Source organism: Myxococcus sp. RHSTA-1-4 (assembly GCF_020037125.1).
In the GTDB taxonomy this organism is placed as follows: Bacteria; Myxococcota; Myxococcia; order Myxococcales; family Myxococcaceae; genus Myxococcus.
This window is the reverse complement of record NZ_JAIQDG010000038.1, coordinates 14,114-40,358: the sequence shown is the minus strand read 5'-3', so window position 1 is coordinate 40,358 and position 26,245 is coordinate 14,114. Positions and strand designations below refer to the sequence as shown.

Genomic DNA, 26,245 nt, shown 5'->3' with positions numbered 1-26,245 from the left:
ACGGCATGGTGGACAAGCTCATCCTCAGCGACGACGAGTGGCGCAAGCGCCTGAGCCCGGAGGAGTACGACATCCTGCGCCGGCACGGGACGGAGCGCCCCGGCTCGGGCTGCTTCCTGGGGACGAAGACGCCCGGCACGTACGTGTGCGCCGGCTGCGGCAACCCGCTGTTCAAGGCGGGGACGAAGTTCGAGTCCGGCACCGGCTGGCCGTCCTTCACCCAGCCGCTGACCGGGGACTCGGTGACGGAGGTGCAGGACCGCTCGTACGGGATGATTCGCACGGAGGTCCGCTGCGCGCGGTGTGACGGACACCTGGGCCACGTCTTCCCGGACGGCCCGCCGCCCACCGGCCTGCGCTACTGCATGAACTCCGTGGCCATGAAGCACGTGCCGGAAGGACAGCCCCTCGAGCTCGTGAAGGCGTAGGCACCCGGCGCCCGGCCTCCTCCGTCAACGCGGGGAGGCCGGGTCACACCCCGCTCAGCCCAGCCAGGCCCGCGCGTTGCGGAACATCCGCATCCAGGGCCCGTCGTCTCCCCAGTCGCGAGGCCGCCACGAGTGCTGCACCGAGCGGTGCACTCGCTCCGGGTGCGGCATCGTAATCGTGAAGCGCCCGTCGCGAGTGGTCAGCCCGGCGATGCCGTGAGGCGAGCCGTTGGGGTTCGCCGGGTACGTCGCCGCCACGCGGCCGTGGTTGTCCACGAAGCGCGTGGTGACGAAGCCCAACCCGTTGACGCGCGCGGCCTCCTCGTCGCTGGAGAACTCCGCGCGGCCCTCGCCGTGCGACGCGACGATGAGCATCCGGCTGCCTTCCATGTCCCGGTAGAAGAGGGACGGCGTCCGGGCCACCTCCACCGTCACCAGGCGCGCCTCGAACTGCTCCGAGGCGTTGCGCACGAAGCGGGGGAAGTGCTCCGCGCCGGGGATGATGTCCTTGAGCTGGGCCATCATCTGGCAGCCGTTGCAGGCGCCCAGGCCGAAGCTGTCCGGCCGCGCGAAGAAGGCGGCGAACTCATCGCGTGCCCGCGGGTTGAAGAGGATGGACTTCGCCCAGCCGCCACCCGCGCCCAGGACGTCGCCGTAGCTGAAGCCGCCGCAGGCCATGATGCCCTGGAAGTCCTTCAGCGACACGCGCCCGGCGAGGATGTCGCTCATGTGCACGTCCACCGCGGTGAAGCCGGCGCGGGTGAAGGCCGCCGCCATCTCCTGCTGGCTGTTGACGCCCTGCTCGCGCAGCACCGCCACGCGAGGCCGCGCGCCCCTGGCGATGAACGGCGCCGCCACGTCCACGGCCGGGTCGAAGGCCAGCTTCGGAGACAGGCCCGGGTCCGCCGGGTCGCACTTCGCGGCGTACTCCTGCTCGGCGCAGACGGGGTTGTCGCGCAGCAACTGCATCTCGTAGCTGACGCGGGACCAGGCGCGGCGCAGGGCCATGGTGCCCTCCGCCAGCCGCTCGCCGCCGTGGCGCACGCGCACCTCCAGCGCCTCCGTGGGCCGGCCCAGCTCATGGCAGTGCGCCGCCAGGCCGTGCTGGCCCAGCACCTCGCGCACCCGCGCCACGTCGGCGGCGCGCACCTGCACCACCGCGCCCAGCTCCTCGTTGAAGAGGGCCGACACCATGCTGCCGCCCAGGCCGGTCAGGTCCACGTCCAGGCCGCAGTGGCCGGCGAAGGCCATCTCGCACAGCGTGGCCCACAGGCCGCCGTCGGAGCGGTCGTGGTAGGCCAGCAGCCGCCCCTCCGCGTTGAGCGCCTGCACCGCGGAGAAGAAGCCGCTCAAGAGCGCGGGGTCCTCCACGTCCGGGCACTCCGGGCCCACCTGCCCGTAGACGTGCGCCGCCACCGAGCCGCCCAGCCGCTGCTTCCCGCGCGCCAGGTCCAGGAACAGCAGCCGCGTGTCCGTGGCCACGTCCACGAGCTGCGGCGTCAGCGACTGGCGCACGTCCAGCACGGGGGCGAAGGCGGAGATGATGAGCGACACCGGAGCCGTCACCGCCTTGCGCGCGCCGGCCTCCTCCCAGACGGTGCGCATGGACATGGAGTCCTTGCCCACGGGGATGGTGAGCCCCAGCGCGGGGCACAGCTCCATGCCCACCGCCTGCACGGCGGCGAAGAGGTTGGCGTCCTCTCCGGGGCTGCCCGCCGCCGCCATCCAGTTGGCGGAGAGCTTCACGTCCGGCAGCTTGCCGATGCGCGCGGAGGCGATGTTGGTGATGGCCTCACCCACCGCCATGCGCGCGGAGGCGGCCGCGTCCACGATGGCCAGCGGCGTGCGCTCGCCCATGGCCATGGCCTCGCCGGTGTTGCTCGTCACCGTGGACAGCGTCACCGCGCAGTCCGCCACCGGCACCTGCCACGGGCCCACCATCTGGTCTCGGGTGACGAGCCCGGACACCGAGCGGTCGCCGATGGTGATGAGGAAGGTCTTGTCCGCCACCGTCGGGTGGCCCAGCACGCGGTCGGCCAGGTCCTTGAGCGGCACGTCCAGCTTCAGCGGCGGCAGGGCCAGCGGGCGGGACTTCACGTCGCGGTGCATGCGCGGCGGCTTGCCGAACAGCACGTCCATGGGCAGGTCGATGGGCGCGTTGCCGAACTGGGAATCGCCCAGCTTCAGAACCTGCTCGGCGGTGGCGTCACCCAGCACCGCGAAGGGAGCGCGCTCGCGCTCGCAGAGGGCCGCGAAGCGGGACAGGTCCTCGGGGGCCACGCCCAGCACGTAGCGCTCCTGCGCCTCGTTGCACCAGATTTCCACCGGAGACATGCCCGGCTCGGCGTTGGGCACCGCGCGCAGCTCCAGGCGCCCGCCCAGCTCGTTGTCGTGCGCCAACTCCGGCACGGCGTTGGACAGGCCGCCCGCGCCCACGTCGTGGATGGAGCGGATGGGGTTGGCGTCGCCCATGGACCAGCAGCGGTCGATGACCTCCTGGCAGCGCCGCTCCATCTCCGCGTTGTCACGCTGCACGGAGGCGAAGTCGAGGTCCGCCGCGCTCGCGCCCTGCGCCATGGAGGACGCGGCGCCGCCGCCCAGGCCGATGAGCATGGCGGGCCCGCCGAGGACGATGAGCTTGTCGCCCGGCTGGAGGCGCCCCTTCTGCACGTGCGGCGCGCGGATGTTGCCCAGGCCGCCGGCAATCATGATGGGCTTGTGGTAGCCGCGCACCTCCACGCCGTCGGGCGTGGGCACCTGCGCCTCGAAGCTGCGGAAGTAGCCGGCGAGGTTGGGACGGCCGAACTCGTTGTTGAAGGCGGCGCCGCCGAGCGGGCCGTCAATCATGATGTCCAGCGCGGAGACGATGCGGTCCGGCTTGCCGTAGGGCTGCTCCCACGGGCGCTCGAAGCCGGGGATGCGCAGGTGGCTGACGGTGAAGCCGGTGAGGCCCGCCTTCGGCTTGGCGCCGCGGCCGGTGGCGCCCTCGTCGCGAATCTCTCCACCCGCGCCGGTGGCGGCGCCCGGGTACGGAGAAATCGCCGTCGGGTGGTTGTGCGTCTCCACCTTCACCATGATGTGGGCCGGCTCACGGACGCTGCCCCACTCCCCCGTCTCCGGATGGGGGAAGAAGCGGTCCACCTCGAAGCCCTCGATGACGGCCGCGTTGTCCTTGTAGGCGGAGAGCACGCCCTCCTTGTTCCGGGCGTAGGTGTTCTTGATGGCCTGGAAGAGCGAGCGCTCCCGCGGCTTGCCGTCGATGGTCCAGGACGCGTTGAAGATTTTGTGCCGGCAGTGCTCGCTGTTGGCCTGCGCGAACATCATCAGCTCGACGTCGGTGGGGTTGCGCTTCAGCTCGGTGAAGCGCGCCACCAGGTAGTCGATTTCGTCCTCGGCCAGGGCGAGGCCCAGGTCGCGGTTGGCGCTCGCCAGGGCCGCGCGGCCTCCGCCCAGCACGTCCACCGTGGTGAGGGGCCGGGGGGTGTGCGCCTCGAAGAGGATGGCGGCGTCCTCCAGGCGAGCCATCACCGCCTGCGTCATCCGGTCGTGCAGCACCGGCGCCAGGCGCTCCAGCTCCGCGGGCTCCAGCGCGCGGCCACCGGGGCCGGCGACGAAGAAGGCGGTGCCGCGCTCCATGCGGCGCACCTTGTCGCCGAGGCCGCAGTTGTGGGCGATGTCGGTGGCCTTGGAGGACCAGGGGGAGATGGTGCCCGGCCGGGGCACCACCAGAAGCAGGCTGCCCGCCCGCTCCCCGGCGGCCACGTGGGGGCCGTACTCGAGGAGGCGGCGGAGGGTGGCCTGCTCTCCCTCGGTGAGGGGCGCCGAGGCGTCGAGGAAGTGCACGAACTCCGCGTAGACGGACGACACGGAGGGCACCCGCTCGCGGCACCGGGCGAGGAGCTTGGCGAGCCGGAAATCAGAGAGGGCCGGAGCCCCACGCAGGATGTGCATGCTGGACATGGGAATGGGAGTGGCTCTGGGTAACAGCCGGGGCGTCCTTATCACCCTGCGTCGCGGCGACGGGTGAAGAGTTGACGCAAGGCCGGCCGCTGCACGAACGGGCAGGAGCCATGGTAGGTGCCCCCCGTACGTCGGAGCCTGAGAGGCGCTCGCGACAGCCCTGAAAGCGCCGCGAGCTCACCCCATTCCCAGGCCGCGCCGCCCTACCCGCCCTTGCCGGACGCGGCCGGAGCCGTGGGCGCGGTGGGAGCCGCCGTCCCGGACTGCTCCTTGTGCCACAGCGCGAGCAGCTCCGCCTCGCGCTCCGGAGGAAGGCCCGCGCGCATCTTGCCGCGGCGCTCCTCGGGCAGGCTCTTGAAGTACGCCAGCGTGTCGCGGACGGTGACGTCCACCGGGCGGAACTTCAGCCCCGCCTTCACGGCCTTCGTGTTGCCACGCAGGTGCGTGCCCGCGGAGCTGCCCTTCGGCGGCATGTAGATGGGGAGGCGGACATCCCCCGTCTCGCCCTGCTTCTCCAACCAGTCCGCGGGCACCCACGTCACCTTCGTGTCCTTGCCGGACACCTGACGGCACGTGTCGAGCATGGCGCCCATCGTCCACGGCTGCCCCGGCCCCACCGCGTTGAAGATGCCGGTGGTGTTGCCCTCGATGAGGAGCACCAGCCACTCGGCCAGGTCGCGCACGTCGATGATTTGCAGCGGGTCGTTCGGGGTGCCGGGGGCCAGCATCTCCCCGCCCTTGTCGAAGCGCACCGGCCAGTACGTGAAGCGGTCCGAGCGGTCCTCCGGGCCGACGATGTAGCCCGGACGGATGTTGGCGACACGGCCCGGCAGCGCGGCCTCGGCGGCCTCCTCGCACAGCCGCTTGAGCGCGCCGTAGAACTCGTAGTCCTTCCCCATCGTCTCCAGGGTGGGGTCGGCCATCGTCGCCGTGGGGCCGCTCTCGTCCTCGTGCGGCGTCTTGTCGCTGGCGTACGCGGAGACGCTGGAGATGAAGAGGTACTGCTTCACGTTGGGCGCGAGCAGCTCCGCCGAGGCGCGGACGATGCGCGGGTAGTACCCGGACGTGTCCACCACCGCGTCGAACTTTCGGCCCTTCAGGGCTTTCAAACCCTCGCCCTTGTTCGGGTCGCGGTCACCGCGCAGCTTCTCCACGTTGGGGAACAGCTCCGGGCGCGTCTTGCCGCGGTTGAAGAGCGTCAGCGAGTGCCCGCGCGCCTGCGCCGCCTGCACCACGGCGGGGCCCAGGAAGCCCGTGCCACCGAGGACGAGGATGCGCTTCTTCGCGCCCTTCTTCGGCGCCGGGCCCTTGCCACCGGACGCGGCCAGCGCTTCGGGGCCGAGCGCGAGCAGGGACGCGCCCGCGAGGGAGTACTGCAGGAACTTCCTGCGAGAGGAGGACATGTATGGCGGCTCCAGGGGGACCTGGCGCGCTCGGGGGGAGCGGGCACGAGAACGCCGCGCCCTGAATTCCATTCCCGGCTCCGCGCGTGTTCCTACCGGTCGCCCAGCGCCATGCCCAGACCCACCGTCCAGGACACCCCATGCGTCCAGGAGGCCCCGGGTGGACGCATCGCCTGATAGAGCACCTCCGTGGTGGCGATGAAGGGTCCGCCCAGCGACAGGTGCGCCCGCACCCCCACCGGCACGCCGAGACGCGAGCCCCCCTCCCACGTGTACACGCCCACGCCGGCGGTCGCCCGCAGGTCCAACCCGCGAGAGTACCCCTGCCGCCAGACCCACAGCGGTGGAGACTGCACCGACAGCGCCCAGCCCCCCGACGGCCAGGGACGCGAGCCCGCATCCACGTATCGGGTCCAGTCCATCGACAGCCCCAGGGCATGAGGCAGGGGAAGCGTGGCGCGCACACCCGTGGAGGGCGCGGTGCCGCGCGAATTCCGGTGGACTCCGCCCAGGAGCTGGAATGACAGCTCGGGCGGAGGCCGGTAGTCGCGCAGCGGCACTCTGGGCGCGTCCGGAGCGGAGGCCTCGTCGAACCGCTCCGCCGCCCACTCCAGGAAGGCCCGTGTGTACGCCACCGCGGCGGCGGCCCGCGCATCCATGAACGCCGCCGTGCGCGCCGGGTCGACGCGGTGCTCGCGTCCCTTCCACCGCACCTTCGTCTCGCCAAACGCATTGCCCACGAGGCCATAGGCGCCAAACGCTCCGGGAGCCCGGGAGTCGGGCTCGGCCCAGAAGGCGCTCCACGGAATCTCGGCTCCATCCTCCGTGGACAGGGACTGGGTGCGCACCACGTCCAGCGTCTCGCGAGCGAGCGCATGCTGCGCATCGGGTCCGGAGAGCGGCGCCACCCTCCGCGGGGGCAGTCGCGCCAGGGAGTCGCGGATGCCCAGGGCCTCGAAGCCATCACCGGCGCCGTGCATCACCGGCACCACGTGCGGCGGAGAGGCCATGTCCTGGATGTGGTGCGCCAGATGCCCCGCCCTGTCCCACGCGCGCGGCAGGTCGCCATGGCGGGCCGCCTCCAGCGCCTCGTCCCACAACACCCGCACGCGCGCGTCCGAGCCCTGGCGCAGCGACGAGTCGATGCGTCCCTCCGGCCGGTAGAAGTGGTGCCAGCCGGTCCACTTCACGTGGAGGTTGATGTCCTCCGCGGTGGAGCCGTGCAGCACCGAGTCCCGGTGCTCCGAGAGCCTCTTCCCCTGGCCCGAGCGCATGGCCGCCTCGAGCGCGGCCTTGGTAAGCGCGCCGTGGTCCTCCACCGAGAAGGCCTCCGCGCGCGGCGAGAGGAGGCCCACGAACAGGAGCAGCAGGCAGGCAGGCAGGGCTCGCGTCACATGGCGCATCGTAGGACACGCAAACCCGCGCCAACGTCCATGCGTTCCGGGAAACGGCTCCGGACGTGTACGCCCTCCCACCAGCCGGGCGGGCGCTAGGCGGCCTCCACGGCGGCCGGAGCCGCCGCGTCGATAGCGGCCAGGTGGGCCCGCGCCAGGTGCAGGTTGTCGTTCTGGAGCGGGTGGAAGGACGGCCGCAGGTACTCCTTCACCCCTCGCCACAGCACGCGGACCAGCACCGGGTCCTTCCGGTGGGCGCGCCACAGCTCGCGCAGCAGGCCGCCCCAGCCCAGCCCCGGCTCCTGCCGCAGCAGCGTCACCGTGGCGAAGAACCACAGGCCGAACAGCGAGAGGGCCCCCGCGAACAGGCCCGCCGTCCGCACCGCGTAGCCCGGAGCCACCTTGCGCAGCACCTCGAAGGCCACGGCCTTGTGCTCGATTTCCTCCGCCGCGTGCCACTCGATGAGCTGGCGCATCGCCGGGTGGCCGTCGGCGAACACGCCCAGCGTCAGCGTGTTCTCGCTCATTACGGCCGTGAAGTGCTCCAGCGCGGCCGTCATCGCCAGCCGCAGCGGCGGCGGCGAGTACTTGTCGATGAAGCCCCAGACGAGGCGCTGGTACACCGCGATGAAGCCGGAGAGGTCGTAACCCTGGGACTCCAGCAACTCGATGTACGCCTGATGCTCGCGCGCGTGCTTGCCCTCCTGCGCGAAGAAGGCCTTCACCTGGGCGCGCAGCGCGGGCGCGTCCTCCAGTTGGTCCAGGTAGTGGTTCACGCTGCGCACGAAGAAGCGCTCCCCCTGGGGGAAGAGCATGTTGAGCCCGTTCCACAGGTGCGTGGAGCCCGGCCCACCGTGGTGCCAGATGCGAGGGAAGCTCGCGTCGAAGTGGAACTTCAGGTGTGGTCGCGGGCGGATGCGCGCGGGGTCGATGATGGGAACCATGCGGTGCTCGTGCGTCGGGACGTCAGAAGGGGTCAAGGTGGGGGAAGCGCGGGCCGGGCCCGGCGGGCCGCCTCCGGAGCGAGCGCGGCCCGGAAGGCCAGGAGCCGCTCGCACGAGTTGAAGGGGCCGCTGCCCGCGAGCGAGGCGAAGAAGCGCTTGCGCACACCGGAGGGCGTCACGCACAGCACCTCCGTCACGCACAGGGCCACTCCGCCCCCCACGGCGGGCAGCGGACGGATGGTGTTGAAGAAGACGGGCGGGTGCCGCACCAGCGCCGCCTCGCTGTCCACCACGAGCGTGAGCTTGGACAGCAGCGCGTTGCCGCACATCGCGGAGGCGACCTGCCGCAGCGCGGGCGTGAACGCGAAGGCGTGCGTGGTGAGCGACGGCGCCCACCAGGGCAGGGACGGCGAGTAGAGGGTGGAGAAGACGTCCTCCAGCACCCCGCCCTCCCCCCGCGTCCGGGCCAGCACCGCCGCCACGGCCTCCGGCGTCACCGGGCCCTCGCGCGTGCGCGACGGCACCACGGCGATGCGGATGCGCCGCCACTCCCGCTCCACGGAGATGGGCGTGTCAGGGAGCACCGGCGCCAGCAGCGTGAGGTTGTCACACGACGGGAGCAGCTCCGCCCCGGTGCGCTCCAGGGCCGTCAGCATCGCGCAGCAGAGGTTGCGGTAATCGAGCCGCTCCGGAAGCTCCACGCGCAGCAGCGGCGTGGTGTCATCGGGGCCGGTGAGCCACTCACCGCCGTCCGTGCCGCGCTCGCGGCGGGGCATCACCCGGGCGAGCGCCTGCGACACGTCCAGCATCGCCGTGCCGTCCATCACCAGATGGTCGAAGCTCAGCTCCAGCGAGCCCGTCGTCCCGTCCACCCGCGCGCCCAGCCACGCGCTCGACGTCATGAGATGCGACGTCCACGCGCTGCCGCCTCGCGAGGCGCGGTCCACCACCACCTGCGGGCGCAATCCATCGCGCCGGGCCTCCATCAGCGTGCGCACCGGTGCCGCCGCCAGCCGCGCGGCCACCGCCTCCAGTGTGAGCTCCGCCTCCTCCAGCGGCAGCCGCACCACCTGGAAGCCGCCGCCCTCATGGGTGACGGCGGCGGTGAGCACGGCCAGGTCCGGCACGGGCTGCCGCGCGTCGAAGCCCGAGCGGCCGAGCCTTGCCACCCACACCTCGGTGGGCTGGTTGTGACGGCGCCCCCGGCTGTCCCGGTGCCAGCGCGCCACGCGGGCCAGCAGCGCCGCGGCCCATGTGCCGCCGGTGGTGTCCACGCCCAGCGGCTGCACCGTCACCATGAGGCGGCGCGAGCGGGGCTCGGTGCAGAGGTACTGCTCCCACGGCGTCAGCGCCGGCACCACGTCCGACGCCCGCCGCGAAGGGAACAGGCGCCGCATGCCGTCACACGCCCGTACCAGCGTGGACAGCGCGCCCCGGGCCACCGGATGGAAGTGAGGGAACTTGTAGCCCAGGGTGGCACGCACCCGCGCGGTGACGTCCACGTCACCGGGTACGACCTCTGGGAAGCGAGGGCCGGAGCCATCCATGGCATGTGTCCGAGGGGGGGCCACCGGGGGATGACCCACTGCATCTTCCCCAGTCTAGCGGACACCGGACCTGTCCGGTTGCACCAGCGCGAATTTCTCTTCCAGCCCGGCGCCCCCCCGTTTCCGGGAAGGTGGGGACCGACCCCGGCGGGGTCAGGGCGCCTCGGTGAAGCGCCCCCGGGCGAGGAAGACGTGCGAGTCGTCGATGAGGATTTCCGCGCCCTCCTGGGCACGCCACCGGGCGAGGTGCGCCTGCAGCTCCTCGACGGACACGGGATAGGTGTCGCCCATGGGTGGCTTCTCCACCAGCACCCAGTCGTAGACCCACTCCCCACGCGGCTGGGGCCCGCCCACGGAGTACACCTCGTCGCGTGAGACCAGGGGCGTGACGAGGTTGCTCCCCAGCAGCACCTTGCCCTCACGATGCGTGGAGAGGACATCCAGCGCGCGCCGCACGCTGGCCAGCCGCCCCGCGTCACCCGGGCACCTGGGCGGGTGGGCCGCGGGGGATGCGAGCGTGCGCACGAGCGGCCTCAGGTTGGACTCGTTGGTGCTGACGAGCAGCAGGCTGGTGGTGACCAGCACCCACGCGGGCGGGCGGCGCGCGAGGAACAGCGGCAGCAGCGCCACCACGGCCACGGCCACCAGCGGGGCTCCGTACTGGTGGCGCCACGCCATGCCAAGGAAGCGGATGCCGAGCATGGGCAGCAGCACCAGCAACCACGTCCACTGAGGCCTCAGCCGCTCGCGCCAGGCCCAGATGGCCAGCGGGACGAACAGCAGCGCGAACGTGCCCACCCGGGAGATGTGACGTGGGGCCAGACGCACGGCCACGTAGCGAATCAACCCCTCGTCCAGGCCCTGGGTGAGGCGCGCGCTGTAGTCGACGGACGGGCCCATCCACCGGGGCCGCACGCCATAGACGAAGCCGAGCCACGCCACCGAGAGCGCCACCACGCCCAGCGCCAGGCGCCGGTCCCCGCGCAGCCACAGCGCCACGGCGAGCATCAGGCCGGCGAAGGGGAATTCCTCCTTGCAGGCGAACAGCAGCAGCAGCGAGGCCAGCAGCAGGACGTTCTTCCGGAGGAAGAAGGCCACGCCCAGCAGCACGAGCGGCAACATCGACCACGTGGTGGGGTGCACGGGGTACATCACCGCCCCCACCGCGCTGGGGCTCAGCAGCAGCAGCGCGCACAGCAGCGCCGTGGACGCGCGGTCCAGCGTGCCGCGCAGGTGGAGCCAGAGCAGCGGCGCCGTGGCGAGCAGCACGAGGAGCGCCTCCGCCACGAGGGCGGCCCACATGGGCGACAGCACGGAGACGAGCGGCCGGGCCAGCCACAGGACGGGGTCGAAGTGGTCGTTGAAGATGTGGACCTGGCGCGCGCTGAGCCACGGGTTCGGGTCCTCCAGGGACAGCCTCGCCAGCGCGTGGGTGTAGATGCCCAGGTCGTAGTACGCGAAGCAGAGATGCGCGGCCTGGAGCCAGACGGGCAGCACGACGAGCACGGCCCACAGCAGGAAGGGCGTGGCCAGCCCGAGCGCACCGGCCAGGCGCCGGGCACGGGAAGGCCCGGGTTCATCGATGGTCGAAGTCATGCCGCGCGAGCCGTCTCCAGCAACCCTCATCAAGAGGCGCGCGAGGATAGCAGGCCGGTGTCAGCACGTACCTGCGGGAGTGGATACTCCGGGCGTTTGCCTACAGGAACTCGTCGACGATGTAGACGCCTGCGCGAGAGAACTCGAGGATGGCCGTGCCGGGTTTGGATTCAGGCCGTTTCCTCATCTGGCCCTTGCCCAGGCGGGCCCAAGGCTCGCCGTCGCTCACACCGCCAGTTCTTCGGGCTGCTCCGCCGGCTCCTCCTCGACTCCGAGACGCAGCAACTCGGAGTAGCGCGCGAGGCGCTGCTGGAAGCGGCGCTCGCTGCGTCCCCAGAACAGGAGGATGGAGCGCGAGTCGTCCTCACCATGGCAGAGATAGATGCCGTACTCGTCCTTGCCTCCAATCCATTCCGGGTGGTGACGGTGCTCGACGCGCAGGCCGCTGTAGCGAGACAGGGGCTCGCTCCAGGTCTGGTCACGCAGAGCTCCGGAGCCGAGCTGGCGCACTTCCTCGGCCGTCACCTCGACCTGCAACTGAGTCAGGACGCAAGCGAACGTGCCCACCACCCCGAGCACCCCACCCAGGACGAAGAGGACGAGCCACCACCAGGTCGTGAGGACCTCGGAGAGGGGCAGGTCCTGGTCCAGCACGAAAGCCACCGGAAGTACGCAGAACCACGTAAGGATGAGCAGCGGGTAGACCACCTGTCCGAGCCACGGCCGCGACGCGAAGCGCAGCGGCAGGTGGCGCCCCATGTCGACACTCGGAAGGGTGTTGGAGCTCACCTCGAAGAATCGCATCGGGTTCTCTGGGAGAACCATCATGCCACGTTTCCATCCCTCCCTGGACTGGCTCCCAGGGGAGATGTGCAGAACTGAAGCATCGCTCACTCCGCGCCATCCGCACTCCCGGGGGCCAGTTGTCTCCACCCACGAGGACACACCCAGGGGACTGGCCTCCGGAGGTGGGCTCTGGAAAGAATGCGCGCCCCATGAACAACGAGCGCGTCATCTTCAGCAACACGGTGGAGAGCCTGTACCGCAGGACGCTCGACGGCGACCTGCCGCCGGAGCTTCGGGCCCGGCTGAAGACGCTGGGCCTGGACCTGGACGCGCCCCTGCTGGCCGCGTACCCCCATGCCGTCTGGGTGCAGTGCCTCGACGAGACGGGCCGCGCCCTGTATCCCGACCGCCCGCTGGACGAGGCCCGGCGCCAGCTCGCCCGGCGCATGATTGAGGGCTACGCGCAGACCGTCATGGGCGCGGCCGTGCTCGCCATGGCCCGCGTCCTCGGCCCCATGCGCTCGCTGGGACGCATGACGCACAACTTCCGCAGCGGCAACAACTTCACCGAGACACGCCTCACCGCCGTGGGCCCCGCCGCCGCCGACCTCTGGTTCAACGAACCCGAGGCCACCGAGGGCTTCGTCGAGGGCGTCCTCGAGGAGGGCCTCCACCGCATCGGCGTGCGAGGACTCCTCATCACCCGCACCCGCCAGGGCCCCGAGTCCTGCACCTACCGCGTCCAGTGGGACGACCCGTCCGCGCACTGACCTCCCTCCCCTCCCGGCCCACCATGCCTCGCATCCTCGACAGCCTCCCGCAGCTCTACCAGGGCCTCCTCCCCGACTTCCTCCACCAGGACGTCCCGGAGGAGACCAAGGCCACCTGCTCCAACTGCGCCATGTGCAAGGAGAACGCACAGGGCGCCGTCGACTCCGTGGACGGCGTGAATCGCTTCTTCCGTCCCGACACCAAGTGCTGCACCTACTCCCCGCGCCTGCCCAACTTCCTCGTGGGCGCGCTGCTGTCCGACGAGCGCCCGGAGCTCGCCGAGGGGCGCCGCCGCATGGAGGAGAAGATCGCCAGCCGTGTCGGCGTGACGCCGCAGTGGGTGAAGCCACCGGCGAAGTTCCAGTTCCTCTACAAGAACGGACACCAGTTCTTCGGCCGGGCCGCGTCGCTGCGCTGCCCCTACTTCGCCATGGACTCCGGCGGCTGCACCATCTGGCCCTACCGCGAGGCCGTCTGCTCCACCTTCTTCTGCAAGTACGTGGCGGGCGCCGACGGCCGCAAGTTCTGGATGTCCCTCAAGACGTACCTCACGCTCGTTGAAATCCAGCTCTCGCGCTGGACGGCGCTCCAGCTCCTGCCGGACTACGTCCTCTCCGGGAAGGACCGCGCGGAGACCCAGCCCGCACCGCTCGGCGTGGAGGACCTGGACGACACCGCGCCCCCCGCGAAGGCCTATGCGGAGCTGTGGAAGGAGCACGCCGGCCGCGAGGCCGACTACTACCGCGCCTGCTACCGTCTGGTGCGCGAGCTGCCCGCGGACGGGCTGGAGAAGCTGCTCGGCCTGGACGGCACCATCGAGCTGAAGACGCTGGAGAAGCTCCACGACACCGCCGTGCTCCCCAGGCTGCCGCGCACGCTCAAGTTCAACCCCGACGCCACCGTCCAGTGGATGCAGGACGGCAGCGTGGCCCTGGGCGCGTACAGCGACTACGACGCCATCGCCCTGCCCGGCGAGGCCTACGGCCTGCTGGTGGAGTTCACCGGCCGCGAGCCCGTGGAGAAGGTGCGCCAGCATCTGAGGGACGCGAAGCAGGCGGACCTGTCCGAGGAGGTGTTGGTGGAGCTGTACCGCCACCGCATCCTCGTGGAGGCGTGAGCGCCCGGCGCCACGCTCAAGGCTGGCCGGACAGCTCGCCCAGCTCGCGCAACAGGCGGACGGTGGAGTGCGCCAGGCGCCACGCGAAGACGGTGCCGGAGAGGTGCTCCGCCAGCCAGGAGCAGAAGCCCGGGTCGCCCGCCCCCAGCCACGCGGCCGACTCCGACAGTTCCCCCTCCGCGGCCTCCCAGGCACGGCGGTGGGCGCTCGCGGCGGCCATCACCTCCGACACGGCATGGGTGAAGGCGTCCAGCATGGCGCGCAGCTCCAGCGGCGCGCCCGGCTCGCTGGCGCGCGCCTCGCGCAGGCGCCCCATGTGGACCAGCAGCCCCTGCTCCAGCGCGGCGGAGGTGCCAAGCCGGGCCTGCGCTCCGCGCAGCAGGAGCTGGAGGTCCTCGCCCAGCTCACGCAGCAGCTCCTCCTGGGAGCGGGCCTGGGGACGGCCCAGGCGCGTGCAGATGGCCTCCCACAGGCTGCTGTAGCCCAGCAGCTCCACCACGCTCCGGCGCACGTGCGGGGGGATGCGGTCCAGGAAATCGATGGCACTGAGCCGGGCCGCGCTCACCAGGGGCCCCGCGTCCGGTCCGCTCTTCGTGAGCTGCAGGAGCTTCCACGCCCACTGCAGGGCGCGCTCGGTGGAGCGGAACAGGGCCTCGCAACTGGCGCTGAGGGAGCCCGCGAGGCTCGCGTCGATCAGCGAGGAACCGGGCGCGGAGACGGGCGCCGGGGAGGCCTCGGGCTCGGGCCGGGACGGCTCGCCGGAAGTCGCGGTGTCGGAATCTCCGCCTTCCGCGCGCCGATCACTCCCGGAGCCCGAATCGCGTTCCGATGAACCGCTGTCCAGCAACATGCCTCGCCTCCCGAAGCGCGACCACAAGACTCCAGGTATCGCATGCCGCTCCGGCAACCTCCAAGGCCCCCACCCGCACGGCACACGTCTCCCCGTTTTCTCAGGACCGGCGAAAACGAGGGACGGGGCGTGTGGCGCCTGACGTGGAGGATGGGCGCGAGGGCCTGCGCGGCGAAGGGACGGAGCGCCCGCTCGGGCGCCCCGTCTGGATGCGCCGGGATAAGGGCCGTCCCGACGTGACAGGTCACCCATGCATCAGTGCAGGGTGCGCTTCAGGCGGCTGAGCCGCTCGTGGGTCCGCTTCTGGGCGGGCAGCAGCTCCATCCTCACGAAGCGGCGGACCTCGCCATGCACCTGGTCCGCGTCGCGCTGGTAGTCGTGGAGACCGTGGTCCTCGCCCTCTTCCAGGGCCTGGATGGCGGTCTTCTCGCCCAGCATGTCTGCGCCGCCCTGGACGAGCTTCGAGAAGGTGCCCCACAGCCCCGAGCTCTCCGCGGGCTCGCCGCCCAGCTTGCGGATGCGCTCGCGAAGCTCCTCGACCCGGTGCTCGTGGTCATGCTGGCAGTCCTCCAGCGCGTCGCGGAGCCGGTCGTCCGAGACATGTCCGAGCGCCTGGCGGTAGGTCTCCACGGCGGAGATCTCCCCGCGGAGGAAGGAATTGAGGGTGTCCACATCCTTGCTGGCGTGAGCCATGAGCGGCCTCCTTCGACAGAGCGGTTGCTCGCGCAAAGGTGCTGCCGCCAGCGCGCTGGCACGAGGGCCCCCCTCCCCGTCACCCCGGGCCTGCTCCCCCGGCCGCCCAACCCCCCAGGGCGGCTTTTCACGGATGGCAGTTTGTCCGGTTTGCAAGAATGCGCCCGGGCTGTGATTATGCCGCTTACCTGGAGTCCTGGAGTCTTTGCCTACCCCCCCATGCCTACAGACCGCCCGACATCTCCCTACAACCCCAGGCCGAGCCTGCCTGCCCTCACTCCGCGCATCACCCGGGCTCCAGGGCGCTCCGTCCCGGCCGAGCGTGAGCTGGGGGCGAGGGGAGATACACGGGCTTCACCCGGTGTCACTCCCTTGAGTCAGTTCCATTTGGTTTAACCGGCCCGTCTCCATCCACTGCCCCCCGAGACAGCCTGATAACAGGACCTGTCTCACAGCACCCGTCTTCCACTGAAACACGGGGCTGACACCACGAGCGATACATCGAGGAGGCGTCATGCCCGCCGGACTGCCACCGGACCTGGATACACGCTGTGACACGTTGGTGGAGCTCCTGCGGGTGCGCGCGGAGCGGCAGCCCCGGCAGCGTGGCTTCACCTTCCTGGTGGACGGTGAGTCGGAAGAGCTCCACCTGTCCTACGCGGAGCTGGACCGGAAGGCGCGCGCCATCGCCGCGGCGCTGCAGGCGCGGGGCTGCCGGGGCCAGCGCGCGCTGCTGCTGTATCCGCCGGGGCTGGACTACATCGCCGGCTTCTTCGGCTGCCTCTACGCGGGCGTCATCGCCGTCCCCATCTACCCGCCGGACCCGATGCGGCTGGGGCGCACCCTGCCCCGGCTGATGGCCATCTGCCAGGACGCGCAGGCCACCATCGCCCTCACCACCGACTTCATCCTCGGCATGGGGGAGATGCTCTTCGAGCAGGCGCCGGAGCTGCGGGCGCTGCACTGGCTGGCCACGGACACGCTGGACGAGTCCACCGGCGAGGGCTGGAAGGACCCGGGCGCCGAGGCCAGCACCACCGTCTTCCTCCAATACACGTCCGGCTCCACGTCTTCGCCCAAGGGCGTGGTGCTGTCGCACGCCAACCTGATGCACAACTCGGCGCTGATCCACGGGTGCTTCGGGCACTCGAAGGACAGCCGGGGCGTCATCTGGCTGCCGCCGTACCACGACATGGGCCTCATCGGCGGCATCCTCCAGCCGCTGTACGGCGGCTTCCCGGTGGTGCTGATGTCGCCGGTGGACTTCCTCAAGCGCCCGCTGCGCTGGCTGCAGGCGGTGTCGAAGTACGGGGCCACCACCAGCGGCGGGCCCAACTTCGCGTATGACCTGTGCACGCGGAAGGTGACGCCCCAGGAGCGCGACGCGCTGGACTTGAGCCGGTGGGACCTGGCCTTCAACGGCGCCGAGCCGCTCCAGCCGGAGACGCTGCGCCGCTTCGCGGAGACGTTCGCTCCGTGCGGCTTCCGGATGGAGGCGTTCTACCCCTGCTACGGCCTGGCGGAGGGCACGCTCATCGCGTCGGGCGGCCTCAAGCGGGAGGCGCCGGTGCTGCGCACCGTGGACGCCGCCGCGCTCAAGGGCCACCGCGTGGAGCCGTCCACCCCGGAGCGCCCGGGCGCGCAGACGCTGGTGGGCTCGGGCCGCGACCTGGACGGGCAGCGGCTCGTCATCGCCCACCCGGAGACGGGGGCGGTGCTGCCGCCGGGCCAGGTGGGTGAAATCTGGGTGTCCGGCCCCAGCGTGGCGCTGGGCTACTGGAACCGCCCGGAGCAGTCGGCGGCGGCCTTCGGCGGGAAGGTGCCCGGGGACGACGCGCGCTACCTGCGCACCGGCGACCTGGGCTTCCTGGACGGCGGCGAGCTGTTCGTCACCGGCCGGTTGAAGGACCTCATCATCATCCGCGGCCGCAACCACTACCCGCACGACATCGAGCGCACCGTGGAGCCCGTGCACCCGGCGCTGCGCCCGGGCTGCGGCGCGACGTTCTCAGTCGAGAAGGACGGCGAGGAGCGGCTGGTGGTGGTGCAGGAGGTGGACCGCCGCGCCGTGGAGTCGGGCGGCGTGGACCTGGACGCGCTCGCGCGCTCCATCCGGCAGGCCGTCGCCGACGCGCACGAGCTCCAGGTGTACGCGGTGGTGCTCATCCAGAGCGGCAGCCTCCCGAAGACGTCGAGCGGGAAGATTCAGCGCTTCGCCACCCGCGCGGACTTCCTGTCCGGCGGCCTGGAGGTGCTGCACCAGAGCATCCTGGAGTCCGCGCCGGCCGAGCCGCCCGCGAAGGCGGCCTCCGAGTCCGCGCCCGCGCAGGCGGCCCGGGAGGCGGCCCCCGCCGCGCGCGAGCCGAGCTTCATCCAGAAGGCGCTGACCGCCGTGACGGACGCGGGGGCGCGCCGCGCGCTGCTGTCCGTGTTCCTCCAGGAGCAGGCCGCCGCGGTGCTGCGCCTGCCCGCGTCACAGGTGGACCCGAAGAGCCCACTCCACGTTTATGGCGTGGACTCGCTGATGGCCATCGACTTCAAGAGCGCCCTCGACTCGGGCCTCGGCGTGGACGTGCCGCTGGCCGGCATCCTCCAGGGCGACTCGCTGGAGAAGCTGGCGGACACCGTGCTGGCGCTGCTCTCCGCGCCCCCGTCCTCCGCGGCCGGGCCCGCCGTCGCGGCGTCGAACGAGAGCGCGGGCGAGGCCCCGCTGTCCGGCGGCCAGCAGGCGCTCTGGTTCCTGCACCAGCTCGCGCCCGGGAGCGCCGCGTACCACGTGCCCGTCGCCGTGCGCGTGCGCGCCGCGCTGGACGTGGAGGCACTGCGGCGCGCGTTCGAGGCGCTCGTCGCCCGCCACCCCGCGCTGCGCACCACCTTCGCCCTGACGCCGTCCGGTCCCGTGCAGCGCATCCACGAGGCGCTGCCGCTGGACTTCGAGACGGTGGATGCCCGCGGCTGGGACGACGCCGCGCTGCGCGAGCGCCTGTCCACGGAGGCGCGCCGGCCCTTTGATTTGGAGGCCGGGCCGCTGCTGCGCGTGCGCCTGTACACGCGCGCGCCGGACGACCACGCGCTGCTGCTGGCGATGCACCACATCGTCACCGACTTCGGCTCCCTGGCCGTCATGGCGGAGGAGCTGGAGGCGCTCTACCCCGCCCTGCGCTCAGGGAAGAGCCTCACCCTGCCGAAGCCCGCGCGCACCTACGCGGACTTCGCGCGGTGGCAGGCGGAGCTGCTGGCCAGCCCGCGCGGCGCGGCGCTGGAGCGCTACTGGCGTGAGCAGCTCGCCGGCCCGCCGCCGGTGCTGGACCTGCCCACGGACCGGCCCCGTCCCCCCGTGCAGACGTACGCCGGCCGCGTCCACACCGAGCGCCTCGACTCCTCGCTGACCGCGGGCCTCAAGGCGCTGGCGCGCGAGCAGGGCGCCACGCTGAACATGCTGTTGCAGGCCGCCTTCCAGGTGCTGCTGCACCGCTACACCGGGCAGGAGGACTTCACGGTGGGCGTGGTGAGCGCGGGCCGTCACCGCGCCGAGCTGGCCAACGTGGCGGGCTACTTCGTCAACCCGCTGGTGGTGCGCACCCGGCCCTCCGCCGCGCTGTCCTTCACGGACTACCTGGCCTCCACGCGGCGCACGGTGCTGGAGGCCCTGGAGCACCAGGACCAGCCCTTCAACGTGCTGGTGGACAAGCTCCAGCCGGTGAGGGACCACAGCCGCTCGCCGCTGTTCCAGGTGATGTTCGTGTACCAGCGCGCGGCCCGCCTGGACGAGCGCGGCCTCACCGCCTTCGCGCTGGACATTCCGGGCGCCCGCTCGGAGCTGGCCGGGCTGCCGCTGGAGTCGCTGCCGCTGGACCACGGCGGCGCCCAGTTCGACCTCACGCTCACCATGGGCGAGGCCGCGGGCGAGCTGGTCGCCTCCTTCGAGTACAACACCGACCTCTTCGACACGGCCACCATCGCCCGGATGACGGGCCACCTGCGCACGCTGCTCGCCGGCCTCGTGGCGGACCCGAAGCGCGCGCTGGCGGACCTGCCGCTGCTGCCCGAAGCGGAGCGCCAGAAGCTGCTCGCCATGCAGTCCGGGCCCCGCGTGTCCCTGGACGGCTCGCTGCTGCCCGGCCTCTTCGCCGCGCAGGCCGCGCGCACGCCGGACGCCGCGGCGGTGATGTTCCGCGACGAGCAGCTCACCTATCGCGAGCTGCACCAGCGCGCCGGCTTCCTCGCCGCGTGGCTGCGCGAGCAGGGCGTGGGGCGTGGCTCGGTGGTGGGCCTGTGCCTGGAGCGCTCGGTGGAGATGGTGGCCGCGGTGCTGGGCGTGCTCTCCACGGGCGCGGCCTACGTCCCCATCGACCCGGCGTACCCGGTGGAGCGGCTGACCTTCATCCTCTCCGACGCGGGCACGCCGCTGCTGCTCACCCAGTCCTGGCTGCACGGGCAGCTCGCGTCGCACGTGAGCGGCGGGCCGGTGCGGGTGGTCAGCCTGGACAAGGACCTGGACTGGAGCGCGGCGGCGTCCACGACTCCGCCGGAGCCGGTGGCGCTGCGGCCGGAGGACCTGGCGTGCCTCGTGTACACGTCCGGCTCCACGGGCCAGCCCAAGGGCGTGATGCTGGAGCACGGCGGGCTGGCGAACCTCGTCCGCTCGTTCGTGGAGTCCTACGCGCCGGGCGTGGCGGACCGGATGCTGCCGCTCACCTCCGTGGCGTCCGCCAGCTTCGTGGGCGAGGTGCTTCCTCCCCTGTGCACGGGCGCCGCGCTGGTGCTGCCCACCGAGGGCGAGGTGCTGGACGCGGAGCTGCTGCTGGGGCTCATCGCGCGGCACCACATCAGCATCGTCAGCACCGTGCCCGCGGTCATCGCCGGGCTCAACGCGCGCAAGGACACGCTGCCGCCGGTGCGGCTGGTGCTCAGCGGCGGTGAGGCGCTGGTGGCCGGCGACGTGGAGGCGCTGCTGGGCACCACCACCGTCGTCAACGGCTACGGCCTGACGGAGACGACGGTGTGCACCACGTACCACCACCTGCGCCCGGAGGACCTGAAGGGCCGCGCGTGGATGCCCATCGGCAAGCCCATCATCAACACGGACGTGTACGTGCTGGACGCGCGGCGCCAGCCCGTGCCCGTGGGCTGCGCGGGCGAGCTGTACGTGGGCGGCACGGGCGTGGCGCGCGGCTACTGGCGCCGGCCGGAGCTGACGGCGGAGCGCTTCGTCGCCAACCCCTTCCGTCCCGGTGAGCGCATGTACCGCACCGGCGACGTGGCCCGGTGGCTGCCGGACGGCGTGCTGGAGTACCTGCACCGCGCGGACGACCAGGTGAAGATTCGCGGCTTCCGCATCGAGCTGGGCGAGGTGGAGGCCGCCGTCCGCCGCCACCCCGCCGTGCGCGACGCCTTCGTCATGGCGCGCGAGGACACGCCGGGAGACCGGCGCCTCGTGGCCTACGTGGTGCTGTCCGAGCCCGCGCCCACCAGCAGTGATTTGCACGGCTTCCTCGCGGAGTCGCTGCCGCCGTACATGGTGCCGTCCGCCTTCCTCGCGCTGCCGGCGCTGCCGTTGTCGCCCAACGGCAAGGTGGACACGCGCGCCCTGCCCGTCCCGGAGGGCGAGCGCCCCGCGCTGGCCGCCGCCTACGCCCCGCCGCAGAGCGAGCTGGAGCGCCGCATCGCCGCCATCTGGCAGCAGGTGCTCAAGGTGGGCGAGGTGGGCCTGCACGACAACTTCTTCGAGCTGGGCGGCAACTCCATGCTCATCGCCCAGGCGCACCGCCGCCTGCGCGAGGAGCTGGGCGCGAACCTGGCGCTGGTAGACCTCTTCAAGCTCACCACCGTCAGCGCGCTGGCCCGGCACCTGGGCAGCGCCGAGTCCGGAGAGGTGGCCGCGAAGGAGCAGGCCCGGTCCATCCAGGACGAGGCGGAGCGGCGCCGGGCGGCCATGGGGCGCCGCCAGCAGGCCGCCAGGGGACGTGGGCCCCGCAAGTAAAGCTGTACCGCGACGACTTCCAGGCCGCGTGACGCGGCAGGTGGGGATGAAGACATGAGCACCGAGACAGAGACGCAGGGTGGGGGCCTGGAAGGCATCGCCGTCATCGGCATGGGCGCGCGGCTTCCGGGCGCGAAGACGGTGGCGGAGTTCTGGAAGAACCTCTGCGGCGGCGTGGAGACCATCTCCTTCTTCACGGAGGAGGAGCTCATCGCCGAGGGCATCGACCCCGCGCTGGTGCGGGCGCCCAACTACGTGAAGGCGGGCGGCGTGCTCGGCGACACGGAGATGTTCGACGCGGCCTTCTTCGGGCTCAACCCGCGCGAGGCGGCGTTGATGGACCCGCAGCACCGCGTCTTCCTGGAGTGCGCGTGGGAGGCCATGGAGGGCGCGGGCTACAGCCCGGAGCACCAGCCCGGCCGCGTGGGCGTGTTCGGCGGCATGAGCATGAACACGTACCTGCTCAACAACATCTACGCGCACCTGGCTCACGTGGCCTCGCTGGAGAGCCTCCAGGCGTCCATCGGCAACGACAAGGACAGCCTCACCACGGAGGTGGCGTACCGGCTCAACCTCAAGGGCCCGGCCGTCACGGTGCAGTCCTCCTCGTCCACCTCGCTCACCTGCATCCACTTCGCCTGCCAGAGCCTGCTGGCGTACGAGTGTGACGCGGCCCTGGCCGGCGGCGTCTCCATCCACTTCCCGGAGAAGGCGGGCTACCTCTACTACGAGGGCGGCACCACGGCCCCGGACGGGCACTGCCACACCTTCGACGCCAAGGCCCAGGGCTTCGTCGCCGGCCATGGCGCGGCCGTCATCATGCTGAAGCGCCTGGAAGACGCGGTGCGCGACGGCGACACCATCTACGCGGTGGTGAAGGGCTCGGCGTGCAACAACGACGGCTCCAACAAGGTCAGCTACATGGCCCCCAGCGTGGAGGGCCATGCGGAGGCGATTGCCCTCGCGCAGGCGGTGGCGGGCGTGACGCCGGACTCCATCGGCTACGTGGAGGCGCACGGCACCGCCACGCAGATTGGAGACCCCATCGAGGTGGCGGCGCTGACGCAGGCCTTCCGCCAGGGCACGGACGCGAAGCAGTTCTGCGCGCTGGGCTCGGTGAAGACGAACATCGGCCACCTGGACTCCGCGGCGGGCGCGGTGGGCTTCATGAAGGTGGCGCTGTCGCTGCACCACAAGAAGCTGGTGCCCAGCCTCCACTTCGAGACGCCCAACCCGGCCATCGACTTCGCCAACAGCCCCTTCTTCGTGAACACGCAACTGCGTGACTGGCAGGACGGCCCCACGCCCCGGCGCGCGGGCGTGTGCTCGCTGGGCATGGGCGGCACCAACGCCCACGCCATCCTGGAAGAGGCCCCGCCGCTGCCCCCCACGGACGCGCCCCGCCGCCCCGCGCAGCTGCTGCTGCTGTCCGCGCGCTCGGACACCGCGCTGGAGACCGCCACGGACCGGCTGGTGTCGCACCTGAAGGAGAACCCGGACCTGTCGCTGGCGGACGTGGCCTACACGCTCCAGGTGGGCCGCAAGCGCTTCGGCAAGCGCCGCGCGGTGGTGTGCCGCTCGGTGGGGGACGCGGTGGAGGCGCTGGCCTCGCGCGAGCCCGGGCGCGTGCTCACCGGCGCCCAGGAGTCCGCGGGCCGGCCGGTGATGTTCCTCTTCTCCGGCCAGGGCTCGCAGTACGTGGACATGGGCCGGCAGCTCTACGAAACGGAGCCCTCCTTCCGCGCGGACGTGGATGCGTGCGCGGAGAAGCTGAAGCCGCACCTGGGCCTGGACCTGCGCACGGTGCTGTACCCGCCCGCGGAGCAGCGGGAGGCCGCCGCCGAGCGCCTCAAGCAGACGTCGCTCACCCAGCCGGCCCTCTTCGTCATCGAGTACGCGCTGGCGAAGCTGTGGATGTCCTGGGGCGTGAAGCCTCGCGCCATGCTGGGACACAGCATTGGCGAGTACGTGGCGGCGTGCCTGGCGGGCGTGTTCTCGCTGGAGGACGCGCTGGCGCTGGTGGCCGCGCGCGGCCGGCTGATGCAGGGCATGCCGGCGGGCACCATGCTCGCGGTGTCCCTGGCCGAGTCCGAGGTGGCGGGCAGCCTGCCCGCGGAGCTGTCCATCGCCGCGGTGAACAGCCCGGGCACCTGCGTGGTGGCGGGGCCGGTGGCGTCGGTGGAGTCCTTCGCGGAGACGCTGGCGTCGCGGGGGGTGAACAGCACGCGGCTGCACACCTCGCACGCGTTCCACTCGTCCATGATGGACCCCATCCTGGAGGCCTTCCGCGAGGCGGTGCGGAAGGTGAAGCGCAACGCGCCCCAGGTGCCGTACCTCTCCAACGTCACCGGGAAGTGGATTACCACCGACGAGGCCACCAGCCCGGACTACTGGGCGAAGCACCTGCGCGGCGCGGTGCGCTTCGCGGACGGCGTGGGTGAGTTGCTGAAGGACGCGGACGCCATCCTCCTGGAGGTGGGCCCCGGCAACACGCTGGCCACGCTGTCCCGCCAGCACCCGGCGAAGGGAGCGCAGCACGCGTTCATCAGCTCGCTGCGCCACCCGAAGGAGTCGCACGCGGACGTGGAGTTCTTCCTCGGCGCCCTGGGCCGGCTGTGGCTGGCGGGCGTGGAGCCGGACTGGGACGCCTTCATCGACGGCGAGCGGCGCCGCCGCGTCCCCCTGCCCACCGCGCCCTTCGAGCGCCAGAAGTTCTGGGTGGAGCCGAAGAAGGAGTCGCACGGCGGCGCGGGCAAGGCGCACGTCGACGACACCGCCGGCGCGGACCAGAAGCAGGACGTGTCGCGCTGGTTCTACCTGCCCACGTGGAAGCGCACGCCGCCCCTGGCCTCCGGCGAGTGGGCGAAGGCGAAGGCGTGCTGGTGGCTCTTCACCCCGGGCACGGACGGGCTGGGCGGACAGGTGGCGAAGCGGCTGGCGGAGGTGGGCCAGGACGTCGTCACCCTCACCCCGGGCCCGCGCACCGCGCAGGTGAGCGCGCGTCACTGGACGGTGGACCCGAAGGATGCCGCGGGCTACGCGACGCTGCTGGCGACGCTCACCGCGGAAGGGCTGGCGCCGGAGCGCATCCTCCACCTGTGGGGCGCGGTGGCCGGGGAGTCCTCCGGTGAGGCGGCGCTCGACGTGGCGCTGGAGCGGGGCTTCTCCAGCCTGCTCTTCCTGGCGCAGGCGCTCGGCCGGCAGGGCGGCGCGAAGCCCGTGTCGCTGGTGGCCGTCACCCACCGGATGCAGGCGCTCGCGGACGAGCAGCCCCGCCCGGAGTGGGCCACGGTGCTGGGCCCCTGCCGCGTGATTCCCCAGGAGTACCCGCACCTGTCCTGCCGCTCCGTGGACGTCGTCCTCCCCGCGCCGGGAAGCTGGCGCGAGGCCACGCTGGCGGAGGCGCTGCTGGCCGAGTGCGCCGCCGCCTCGCGCGCGGAGGCCGCCATCGCGTACCGCGGTGGGCAGCGTCACGCGCAGGTCTTCGAGCCCGTGGCTCCGGACGCGCTCCGCGCGGAGTCCCTGCCGCTGCGTGAGGGCGGTGTGTACCTGCTGCTCGGCGGCTTCGGCACGCTGGGCACCGCGCACGCGCGGGCGCTCGCCCGGAAGGTGAAGGCGAAGCTGGTGCTGGCCAGCCGCACCGCGCTGCCGGAGCGCTCCGGCTGGGACGCGTGGCTGGCGTCGCACGGTGAGACGGACGCGGTCAGCCGCCGCATCCACAAGGTGCGGGAACTGGAAACGCTGGGCGCCGAGGTGCACGTGGTGGCCGCGGACGTCGCGGACCGGACGCAGCTCCGCGCGGCCGTGGACGCGGCGGTGTCTCGCTTCGGCGCGCTGCACGGCGTGGTGTACGCGGCGGGCGACGTGGACCCTGCCCTCTTCCGCGCCATTCCGGACACGCGCCCGGAGGACGTGCGCAACCACTTCCGCAGCCGCATCCAGGGCGTGTACGCGCTGGAGGAGGCGCTGGCCGGCAGGACGCTGGACTTCTGCCACCTGGCCTCGTCGCTGGCGGCGGTGCTGGGTGGCCTGGGCCTGGCTTCGTACACGGCCGCCACGGGCTTCATGGACGCGTTCGCCGTGAAGCACACGCAGGAGTCGCCCGTGCCGTGGACCAGCGTGGGCTGGGACGCGTGGCGCTTCGAGGAGGGCTCGGCCTCTCCGCTGGCCGCGGCCACGCCGTTCGGCGCGCTGGCCGTCTCCGCGGACGAGGGCGCTCGCGCCTTCGAGCACCTGCTCGGGCTGGGCCCGGTGGGCCACGTGGCCGTGTCCACCAGCTCCCTGTCGGCCCGCGCCGCGCGCTGGACGCGTCCGGAGCAGGAGAAGCAGGCGGAGAAGCCCCAGGCCGCGCTGGTGCAGGCGGACGCAGGAGCGAATGACCGGACACCCCGCCCGACCTTGCAGAACCCGTACGTGGCGCCCCGCGACGAGCTCGAGGAGACGATTGCCCGCCTGTGGGAATCCACGCTGGGCATCGCCCAGGTGGGCGTGCACGACAGCTTCTTCGAGCTGGGCGGCAACTCGCTGGTGGGCGTGAAGCTCATCGCCCGCGTGCGCGAGCAGTTCGGCGTCTCCATCCCCGCCGTCAGCCTCTACGAGGGCCCCACGGTGCACGCCCTGGCGAAGCTCATCAAGGCCGCCACCCGGCCTCCCGACGCGGCACCGGCGGAGGAAGAGGACTCGGGCCTGGACCGGGGCGCGCGGCGCCGCGCCCGCCGTGCCTCGCGCCGGGGTGGGTCCTCCGAGGACGCGCCCGAAGAAGAGAACTGAGCC

14 protein-coding genes are annotated in these 26,245 nt (G+C 72.0%); 5 read left to right on the top strand and 9 right to left on the bottom strand.

Annotated elements, in window-relative coordinates; all coding sequences use genetic code 11:
- Positions 1 to 5: 5 nt before the first annotated feature.
- Complete coding sequence (gene msrB, locus K8638_RS36635; protein ID WP_223759370.1) at positions 6 to 428, top strand: peptide-methionine (R)-S-oxide reductase MsrB; 423 nt, start codon at positions 6 to 8, stop codon at positions 426 to 428.
- A gap of 54 nt (positions 429 to 482) precedes the next feature.
- Here the strand turns inward: msrB and purL are convergent, their stop codons facing one another.
- The 7 genes from purL to K8638_RS36600 all read right to left on the bottom strand — a co-directional run bounded on the left by purL (position 483) and on the right by K8638_RS36600 (position 12,100).
- Positions 483 to 4,388, bottom strand: a complete 3,906-nt coding sequence (gene purL, locus K8638_RS36630) for a phosphoribosylformylglycinamidine synthase (RefSeq protein WP_223759369.1) — start codon at positions 4,386 to 4,388, stop codon at positions 483 to 485.
- A gap of 203 nt (positions 4,389 to 4,591) precedes the next feature.
- On the bottom strand, positions 4,592 to 5,791 hold the full coding sequence (locus K8638_RS36625) for an SDR family oxidoreductase (RefSeq protein ID WP_223759368.1): 1,200 nt from the start codon (positions 5,789 to 5,791) through the stop codon (positions 4,592 to 4,594).
- 92 nt (positions 5,792 to 5,883) lie between these two features.
- Positions 5,884 to 7,194, bottom strand: a complete 1,311-nt coding sequence (locus tag K8638_RS36620; RefSeq protein WP_370644216.1) for a hypothetical protein — start codon at positions 7,192 to 7,194, stop codon at positions 5,884 to 5,886.
- A gap of 86 nt (positions 7,195 to 7,280) precedes the next feature.
- On the bottom strand, positions 7,281 to 8,129 hold the full coding sequence (locus K8638_RS36615) for a metal-dependent hydrolase (protein WP_223759366.1): 849 nt from the start codon (positions 8,127 to 8,129) through the stop codon (positions 7,281 to 7,283).
- A 32-nt stretch (positions 8,130 to 8,161) separates the two neighbouring features.
- On the bottom strand, positions 8,162 to 9,676 hold the full coding sequence (locus K8638_RS36610; protein WP_223759365.1) for a hypothetical protein: 1,515 nt from the start codon (positions 9,674 to 9,676) through the stop codon (positions 8,162 to 8,164).
- A 153-nt stretch (positions 9,677 to 9,829) separates the two neighbouring features.
- A complete protein-coding gene (locus K8638_RS36605; RefSeq protein ID WP_223759364.1) occupies positions 9,830 to 11,272 on the bottom strand; it encodes a DUF2079 domain-containing protein in 1,443 nt (480 codons plus the stop codon).
- Between the two features lie 225 nt (positions 11,273 to 11,497).
- The gene (locus tag K8638_RS36600; protein ID WP_223759363.1) at positions 11,498 to 12,100 is read right to left on the bottom strand and encodes a hypothetical protein; all 603 of its coding nucleotides are present in this window, start codon (positions 12,098 to 12,100) and stop codon (positions 11,498 to 11,500) included.
- A 167-nt stretch (positions 12,101 to 12,267) separates the two neighbouring features.
- Between K8638_RS36600 and K8638_RS36595 the strand changes: the two genes are divergently transcribed.
- On the top strand, positions 12,268 to 12,828 hold the full coding sequence (locus K8638_RS36595; protein ID WP_223759362.1) for a DUF2378 family protein: 561 nt from the start codon (positions 12,268 to 12,270) through the stop codon (positions 12,826 to 12,828).
- 23 nt (positions 12,829 to 12,851) lie between these two features.
- Complete coding sequence (locus K8638_RS36590) at positions 12,852 to 13,946, top strand: hypothetical protein (RefSeq protein ID WP_223759361.1); 1,095 nt, start codon at positions 12,852 to 12,854, stop codon at positions 13,944 to 13,946.
- A 16-nt stretch (positions 13,947 to 13,962) separates the two neighbouring features.
- Here K8638_RS36590 and K8638_RS36585 read toward each other — a convergent pair whose 3' ends face one another.
- A complete protein-coding gene (locus tag K8638_RS36585) occupies positions 13,963 to 14,796 on the bottom strand; it encodes a hypothetical protein (protein ID WP_223759360.1) in 834 nt (277 codons plus the stop codon).
- Between the two features lie 255 nt (positions 14,797 to 15,051).
- Positions 15,052 to 15,489: a DUF2383 domain-containing protein gene (locus K8638_RS36580; RefSeq protein WP_223759359.1), complete on the bottom strand. Its 438-nt coding sequence runs from the start codon at positions 15,487 to 15,489 to the stop codon at positions 15,052 to 15,054.
- 514 nt (positions 15,490 to 16,003) lie between these two features.
- Between K8638_RS36580 and K8638_RS36575 the strand changes: the two genes are divergently transcribed.
- On the top strand, positions 16,004 to 21,472 hold the full coding sequence (locus tag K8638_RS36575) for a non-ribosomal peptide synthetase (protein ID WP_223759358.1): 5,469 nt from the start codon (positions 16,004 to 16,006) through the stop codon (positions 21,470 to 21,472).
- A gap of 54 nt (positions 21,473 to 21,526) precedes the next feature.
- Positions 21,527 to 26,242: an SDR family NAD(P)-dependent oxidoreductase gene (locus tag K8638_RS36570; protein ID WP_223759357.1), complete on the top strand. Its 4,716-nt coding sequence runs from the start codon at positions 21,527 to 21,529 to the stop codon at positions 26,240 to 26,242.
- Positions 26,243 to 26,245 lie beyond the last annotated feature (3 nt).

Excerpts from the sequence above, each read along its gene's own strand:
- msrB (WP_223759370.1), top strand. The coding sequence starts at position 6 with ATGGTGGACAAGCTCATCCTCAGCGACGACGAGTGGCGCAAGCGCCTG.
- K8638_RS36590 (WP_223759361.1), top strand. The coding sequence starts at position 12,852 with ATGCCTCGCATCCTCGACAGCCTCCCGCAGCTCTACCAGGGCCTCCTC.
- K8638_RS36585 (WP_223759360.1), bottom strand. The coding sequence starts at position 14,796 with ATGTTGCTGGACAGCGGTTCATCGGAACGCGATTCGGGCTCCGGGAGT.
- K8638_RS36605 (WP_223759364.1), bottom strand. The coding sequence starts at position 11,272 with ATGACTTCGACCATCGATGAACCCGGGCCTTCCCGTGCCCGGCGCCTG.
- K8638_RS36610 (WP_223759365.1), bottom strand. The coding sequence starts at position 9,676 with ATGGATGGCTCCGGCCCTCGCTTCCCAGAGGTCGTACCCGGTGACGTG.
- K8638_RS36575 (WP_223759358.1), top strand. The coding sequence starts at position 16,004 with ATGCCCGCCGGACTGCCACCGGACCTGGATACACGCTGTGACACGTTG.
- K8638_RS36595 (WP_223759362.1), top strand. The coding sequence starts at position 12,268 with ATGAACAACGAGCGCGTCATCTTCAGCAACACGGTGGAGAGCCTGTAC.
- K8638_RS36600 (WP_223759363.1), bottom strand. The coding sequence starts at position 12,100 with ATGATGGTTCTCCCAGAGAACCCGATGCGATTCTTCGAGGTGAGCTCC.
- K8638_RS36625 (WP_223759368.1), bottom strand. The coding sequence starts at position 5,791 with ATGTCCTCCTCTCGCAGGAAGTTCCTGCAGTACTCCCTCGCGGGCGCG.
- K8638_RS36580 (WP_223759359.1), bottom strand. The coding sequence starts at position 15,489 with ATGGCTCACGCCAGCAAGGATGTGGACACCCTCAATTCCTTCCTCCGC.
- K8638_RS36620 (WP_370644216.1), bottom strand. The coding sequence starts at position 7,194 with ATGCGCCATGTGACGCGAGCCCTGCCTGCCTGCCTGCTGCTCCTGTTC.
- K8638_RS36570 (WP_223759357.1), top strand. The coding sequence starts at position 21,527 with ATGAGCACCGAGACAGAGACGCAGGGTGGGGGCCTGGAAGGCATCGCC.
- K8638_RS36615 (WP_223759366.1), bottom strand. The coding sequence starts at position 8,129 with ATGGTTCCCATCATCGACCCCGCGCGCATCCGCCCGCGACCACACCTG.
- purL (WP_223759369.1), bottom strand. The coding sequence starts at position 4,388 with ATGTCCAGCATGCACATCCTGCGTGGGGCTCCGGCCCTCTCTGATTTC.